We start from the raw sequence: 7,058 nt of genomic DNA on the forward strand, positions 1-7,058 counted from the left end.
TGCAATACTCTCAATAATTTCTTGCTCATTAATTTCTTCTGTTAGATCAATACAAAATACACCAGCAGTAGCTCCCTTATAAAATACCTGACTCAATAGTTTGTATCGTTCATCTCCAGCTGTATCCCATAATGACACAGAACTGCTGGAATCTATTTTTCGAGCCAAAAAATCTGCGCCTATTGTACGAGGAGAATTCAATTTAAAATCTGATAAACCAGCCGCTCGACGTATAATCTGAGTTTTGCCACTTCCACTTTTACCAAAAAAAACAACCTTATATATCATGGGGAGCCTCAAAAATTACTTATATATAAAAATTTAGGGAAAGATGTATTCCAGACTCATAAAAATGTGATGAAAATCTTAATACAAATTTCCAAGATTTAGGATTACAACAAAAGAGTGAATCAACTGATTAATTGAGTAAGGATGAAAATACTACAAAACGATTAGTACTGCTTGAGCCTGTTTACCTCAAGCAGCACCCAGACTTAAATTTCCATTAAGTCTTTTTCTTTTTCTGCTAATAACCCATCTATTTCAAGAATGTACTTATCAGTTAGCTTTTGAATCACTTCTGCTGCTCGACGCTCATCATCTTCAGAAATGGTTTTATCTTTGACCAATTCCTTTAATTGACTGTTTGCATCTCTTCTGATATTGCGTATGGAAACTTTTCCTTGCTCGCCTTCATTACGAACGACTTTGATTAGCTCCTTTCTTCGTTCTTCAGTCAATGGCGGCATTGGAACTCGTATAGCAGAACCTGCTGTAGCAGGATTCAAACCTAAATCAGAAGTCAAAATAGCCTTTTCTACAGCTGCTACCATAGATTTTTCCCATGGAGTCACTAAGATTGTCCGTGAATCACTAGCAGAAATATTAGCAATTTGATTTAATGGGGTCATAGTTCCATAGTAATCAACGTGTACGTGATCCAGTAAACCGACATTAGCTCTTCCAGTGCGAATTTTTGTCAGATCAGTCTGTAACACTTCAATGGTTTTTTTCATTCGCTTTTCTGAATCTTGCTTAATCTCATTTATCATGATTAGCTCCGACTATAGTTCCTACGCGCTCTCCAGTTACAATTCTTCTCAATGCATTAGGTGCAGTCATATCAAATACCTGTAAGGGCATCCCTTGATCCTGACAAAGACAAATTGCAGTAGAGTCCATCACTTCCAAACCTTGCGTTAAAACTTCAATATAAGTTAAATAATCATAACGCTTGGCATTAGGGTTTTTAAAAGGATCTTCTGAGTAAACACCATCTACTTTAGTTGCTTTTAAAACCACATCCGACCCTATTTCAATAGCTCTTAAACAAGCGGCTGTATCAGTGGTGAAAAACGGATTTCCTGTGCCTGCTGCAAAAATTACTACATGTCCAGTTCGCAAATGTTCAATTGCTTTACGTCGATGGTACGGGTCAACTACTCCAAGCATGGGAATAGCTGACATAATACGCGCAGGCATATCAATACGCTCCAACGCGTCTCTCACCGCTAAAGCATTCATTACTGTAGCAAGCATGCCCATATGGTCGCCAGTTACACGTCCAACACCGGCTTGAGAAAGCGCTTTACCACGAAATAAATTACCGCCACCTAATACGAGACCAACCTCAACGCCCATCTTAATTAAATCGGATATATCCCTAGCTAATGTATCCAATACTGAGGGATCAATACCGAATTGTGACTTGCCCATAAGGGCTTCGCCACTATATTTAAGTAATATACGTTTATATTTCAATGTTGGGTGACTATCATTCATCATGTACGAACCTGAGCCATCACTTCTTCAACAAAGTTATCTTCTTTTTTCTCTATCCCTTCACCAACTTCATAACGAACAAAGGAAAGAACTTCAGTATTCTTTTCTTTCAATAGTTGACCTACTTTGATATCAGGGTTTTTAACAAATGGTTGACCTAATAAGCTCACTTCGTCAATAAATTTATTGATTCTACCTTCAATCATTTTATCGATAATTTCTTGTGGCTTGCCACTTTCTTTTGCTTGAGCAGTAAAGATTTCACGCTCATTTTCAACAGCTTCAGTAGATACTTGATCCCTACTTACTACAATTGGTTTGCTCGCAGCAACGTGCATTGCAATGTCTTTAGCAAGTTCTTCTTGCTCATTTTTGAGTGCAGCCATAACACCAATTCGTGAACCATGTAAATAGCAACCAATAACTCCTGTATCACAGTGCATGCGCTCAAGGCGTCTTAATTTAATATTTTCACCGATTTTTGCTACTAACTCTTGACGAGCTTGTTCTACAGTAACGCCAGAAGCAAGAGTAATCGCAGACAATTCGGCAATTGTAGTGGCTGAACTATTTAATGCAGCATCAGCAACGTTATTAGCAAAGTTAGTAAAGTTCTCATCACGAGCAACAAAATCTGTTTCACTGTTAATTTCTAACATCACTGCACTACGTCCATCAGCAGAACGTGCAATCACTACCACACCTTCAGCAGCTACGCGATCTGCTTTCTTATCAGCTTTTGCCTGTCCTGCTTTACGCATTTCAATGATCGCAGCCTCAATATCACCATTGGTTGCTATTAGAAATTTTTTACACTCCATCATACCAGCACCTGTACGCTCACGTAACTGCATGACTAAACTTGCACTAATTGACATTTTCATTTCTCCGTATAGCAAAAGGGGGGCAAATTTAGGTGTTTAGACACCCAGCCCCCCCTATATTTTAAAATCTAATTATTCCCCAGCTTTTGCTGCATCGTTAGTTTGTTCAACTACTTCCACAAATTCAGCATCAGATGAACCTACTCCCACCGTATTACTACCTTTAGCATCTAAAATTGCATCAGCAATACAACGGACGTAAATATCAACTGCTCTCATGGAGTCATCATTACCAGGAATAATATAATCAATATTTCTTGGGCTATTGTTGGTATCAACAACACCAATAACGGGTATTTTTAAGCGATGAGCTTCTTCAACAGCAATGTGCTCGAAGCCAACATCAACAACAAACAAAGCATCAGGTAAACCGCCCATGTGCTCAATACCACCTAAACCTCTTTCTAATTTTTCTAGTTCACGTGTCAGCATCAATGCTTCTTTTTTAATCATGCCGTTAAACAATCCCTTTTCTTTCATCTCTTTCAATTCTTTTAAGCGAAAAATGGATTGGCGAACTGTTTTGTAGTTGGTCAACATACCACCTAACCAACGATGATCGACATAAGGCATACCACAACGCTTCGCGTGTTCACGAATGCTGTCTTGTGCTGCTCTTTTAGTTCCAACAAATAAAATTTTTGCTTTATTAGACGCTAATCTGCCAACATAGTTCACAACATCGTTGAGCATTACCATCGTTTTTTCAAGATTGATAATGTGAATTTTGTTTCGGGATCCAAATATATAATCACCCATTTCAGGATTCCAAAAACGTGTTCTGTGTCCGAAATGAGCTCCTGCTTCAAGCAATTCACGCATACTTATATTCATAGTTTATTCTCCAGGGTTATTCCTCCACGCTCCCCATACGAAACCCTTAAGGGACCCTATCGTATGTGCCGAACCGTGTGTGTATTTAAAGCGCGACATTTATACCATATTCGTCGAAATTCATCAATCAAATTTAGTTGCAAATCTTTTTTTTTATCTTGTGCTAAGCTTTCTTATATACGGTTCGTAATTATTCGTGCCGAAAATTTACAAAAACTAGTTTTTATGTGCAGCAATTTATTGAACTCAAAAATTAAGAATAAAAATGTATCAATATAATCCAAACTTACATGTAAAAATCTGGTTAAGTAATAATCCAAATGTATTCATGAATTTGGAAAATCAAATTCGCCTTATTGAAATGCGTGAAAAAAATCCCACTGATACAATTCATTTGGTATATGACTCCAATTTACTCGAACATAAATCGGTAACTTCGTTACATGAATTTTGCAAGGAACATAAAATTGTCTCTCTTGATGTCCACACAATTCATACATCACTTCAATCGGATAATGAAAAAAAATTATTCGGGTTTTATAAAGACGAAATTTCCAATTTAAAATCAGGTGGGAATTTGGCCGTTGCAAGTGATATTTTAAGATGGCTGTCACCAGTATTTAAAAAAGGGACTTATACAGATTTTGACTTTCCAATTGATACATCCAATCTTCCCAAGCTTATTGCAACTGAAATGCCCATACTTCTTAACATTGGTAGTTTAAAAATGGGTAAAAAGGAATTTATTCTGTCAAATAATGATTTTGTTGCTATTGTGGATGAAATTGCAGCAAAGAACGACATTGAACGAGTTCAAAGTGGACTAATCTCAAGGCTCGAACATTATGATACCGATTTTATTGAACGAACCGAGAGGGAATTAAATGCAGGCAGTTTTATAAATCGTCATCTTTTAAAATTTATGAAAAATCGTTCTGAGTCGCTTTATATAGCTAAATCCAAAGAAATCATTCCACCAGCCCCACCTCATTCTTCATTAAAAATCAGAAAATATATCAATGAAGTAATGACCGATAAAAATAAATTTTTAAATTTTAACAAAATCGAAGCTCAAGAAACTCATGAACATGTAATCAAGAGATTAAGAAAAGATCTCGAAACTCAATTAAACCTGATTAAATATCTTTTTTTTAGCAAAGAATATTCGTCAATTAAGCATATTCTAGAAAAGAATGATGATAAATTCCTGACTTATTTAATGAAAAAAGAGCGAGATCTTTATATTAAATCAATTGTCGTCTGCACCACAGGCCCTATACAAATATCTAATGCATTATTCAGTGGATATGTTGTGGATTCAGATAAATTTATTAAAGAGATTCAACCCTTATCTTTTAATCATTATGGATTGCAAAATGCTTTTCGCTCACAAAATTCTATTCCGTTACATGAGAATGTTTTGGGAATGCTAAAATTCCTAGGTGTTGACGAGGGGGAGTTGAATGATTCTTCATGGTTGGATTCAGGGAAAAAACTCCAAGCATCACGGACAAAATTACTTGCCACACGTCAAAGCGAGCTTGCTTTAAGCTTACCTGTTTCTTTAGCTACAATAAAAAATGAAATGGAACGATATGTCCAAAAGATAGGGTGCACATCGAAACATTTCGCTTCTAAAGAAAAAAATCGTGCAAGAATAGGAGATCTTGAGCTCATATTAGATTGTTTTACTCAAGACAATGAATTTAATATTATCCAATTTAAAAATGTCTTACATAACATCCACCACCATAATGGATATATACAAAAATTAATCGATGATCTCGAAACTCTTTGTCATGATGCAATAATATTTAGTCTTGCAAAAGATAAAAAAATAAAATTGGGACATCCTTCTTATCAATCGGCTCAATCGTAGAAAAATTATTTGGTGATAATGACTGTTCGCCTAAGGAATTTACAAAACACTTTTCTGGTTTTTTAAGGATTCATTTAATAAACTTTTATTTTAATTCAAATGAATAAAGGTAAAACTCGCCCCATTTAAAAAAGCAAATGGGGTTCCGTTATAAATTACTTTTTAAACTCATAAAAAGGTGTAGTTATATCGTTTTCTTCCGTTTTGTTTTGCGATGATTTTTCACCAGGACTCGAAAAAAATCGATATTCTTGTTGTTCTTGAACATTAGTTTTTGATGTAGAATTATCCTTTAAAGTTGCTAAAGCACATAAATTTATAGTTTCATCTATTATTGCTGGACTAATTCCTACGGCGAAATCCACTAATTCGTTAAGGATAGTGTTTTCATTGATTTCACGAGGGATAAAAGGTTTATAGTCTACTATCAGTTTTTTAATTACCTGCTCCTTGACTTTATCCAACACTTCTTGAGGCTCATATTGTGCTAAAAAATCCCTTAGGGTTTTAGGATTATATTTAGGAAAAACATGATTACAGGAAAGTTTTTCAAATAATACTGGGTAATTACGACTGTTTATCCCATGCTCGCTAGCCTGTACAAGTAACTCATCTCGGGTAGGAAAATTAACAAGCCTTCCTGTTCGCTCATAATAGATACAAATTTTAAGCATGGGTAAATCGAAAGCTTCATGGATATATTTTTGAATAAGCATCACTTCCAATAAACTAAGATAATAATCTTTTAAATCCGGTTTTGAAGATAAATCTACAGCACGCACAAATAAACCCACTAATGAGTCTTTCGTAGCATCGAGTAAAATTTCATTCATTTCAAAACCATTTTGTTGCTCTTGAATTTCTTTAGCCAGTTCATCTAATGTTTTAAGACCTAGTTTTGTAGTTTCTTCACTTGTACTCAGTAATTTAATATTTTTTCTTTCTTCTCGTTTTTTTAATTTATCTATACTATTAGTATTAGCATCTTTACTATTAACATCATATACATATGCTTCTTCTGCATTCAGCAGGACTCCATAACGTCGTCCACCATGTGAATAAGTGGGTACATACTTTTGGTGAACAAGTAACGTTGTTGAAGAAAGACAATTACCATCTTTACTGATAAATAATTTAGCTTCGGTAGCCCAATCTGATAAACTTACATTATCAGGCGCTACAACAATTCGATTCACAGTTTTTGCGATTAGCCGATTCGCCTTAAAAAGAGTTCCAATTGTAGGTTTGCTTTCTTTCGCATACATAAGATATTACACGTCTAACTTGACTTATGTATAATTATAGCCCATTCTGACCTATATACAACCAAGGATTCCAATTGTGTTTTCAAATTTACCCAATGAAATTTTAGAAATTATTTGCTCATCCCTAAACGTTAAAGAAGAACGTAACCTTGGTCTCTTGTTTCAAAATGTGGAGAACTTGAGGAAAAAAAACATGATGAGGCAATTAACTAAAGTTCTGAGTAGTCCTGAACCGGTTCTATTCCATCATTTACTTCAATGCATTATAGATAATGAAAAGACCGGGCTCGCTATTTTACAAAATGAATATTGCAAAAATATATTGATTACGCAAAAACCAAATTCCTTACCTCATTGGATATTAAGTATAGGAGAATGTCAGCCCAATTTATTAGAATTTATTATGGAGGATGA

General features: G+C 35.1%; 8 protein-coding genes. 2 read left to right on the forward strand and 6 right to left on the reverse strand.

All coding sequences use genetic code 11. The annotated features are described in order from the left end of the window. From DGG96_RS20100 to rpsB, 5 genes are all read right to left on the reverse strand, one after another. The coding region (locus DGG96_RS20100; protein WP_476737566.1) for a P-loop NTPase family protein at nt 1–288 on the reverse strand (288 nt) is incomplete at its 3' end. 206 nt (nt 289–494) lie between these two features. After that, nucleotides 495–1,052 (reverse strand): ribosome recycling factor, encoded by a 558-nt coding sequence (frr, locus tag DGG96_RS20105; protein WP_110142067.1) that lies wholly within the window; start codon nt 1,050–1,052, stop codon nt 495–497. Continuing rightward, nucleotides 1,042–1,785, reverse strand: a complete 744-nt coding sequence (gene pyrH, locus DGG96_RS20110) for a UMP kinase (RefSeq protein WP_110142068.1) — start codon at nt 1,783–1,785, stop codon at nt 1,042–1,044. Before pyrH ends, frr begins: the two co-directional genes overlap by 11 nt. Continuing rightward, on the reverse strand, nt 1,782–2,660 hold the full coding sequence (tsf, locus tag DGG96_RS20115) for a translation elongation factor Ts (RefSeq protein WP_110142069.1): 879 nt from the start codon (nt 2,658–2,660) through the stop codon (nt 1,782–1,784). Before tsf ends, pyrH begins: the two co-directional genes overlap by 4 nt. A gap of 78 nt (nt 2,661–2,738) precedes the next feature. Beyond that, on the reverse strand, nt 2,739–3,500 hold the full coding sequence (rpsB, locus tag DGG96_RS20120) for a 30S ribosomal protein S2 (RefSeq protein ID WP_110142070.1): 762 nt from the start codon (nt 3,498–3,500) through the stop codon (nt 2,739–2,741). A gap of 265 nt (nt 3,501–3,765) precedes the next feature. On the opposite strand from rpsB, the gene DGG96_RS20125 reads away from it, so the two are divergent. Then, entirely contained in the window at nt 3,766–5,379 is a 1,614-nt protein-coding gene (locus DGG96_RS20125; RefSeq protein ID WP_110142071.1) for a glycosyltransferase family 88 protein, read from the forward strand. A 155-nt stretch (nt 5,380–5,534) separates the two neighbouring features. Here DGG96_RS20125 and DGG96_RS21110 read toward each other — a convergent pair whose 3' ends face one another. Beyond that, nucleotides 5,535–6,644, reverse strand: a complete 1,110-nt coding sequence (locus tag DGG96_RS21110; protein ID WP_199742192.1) for a hypothetical protein — start codon at nt 6,642–6,644, stop codon at nt 5,535–5,537. Between the two features lie 76 nt (nt 6,645–6,720). Here DGG96_RS21110 and DGG96_RS21000 point away from each other — a divergent pair. Continuing rightward, nucleotides 6,721–7,058: hypothetical protein (locus DGG96_RS21000; protein WP_165831655.1), on the forward strand; the 338-nt coding region annotated here is incomplete at its 3' end.

Source organism: Legionella qingyii (genome assembly GCF_003184185.1).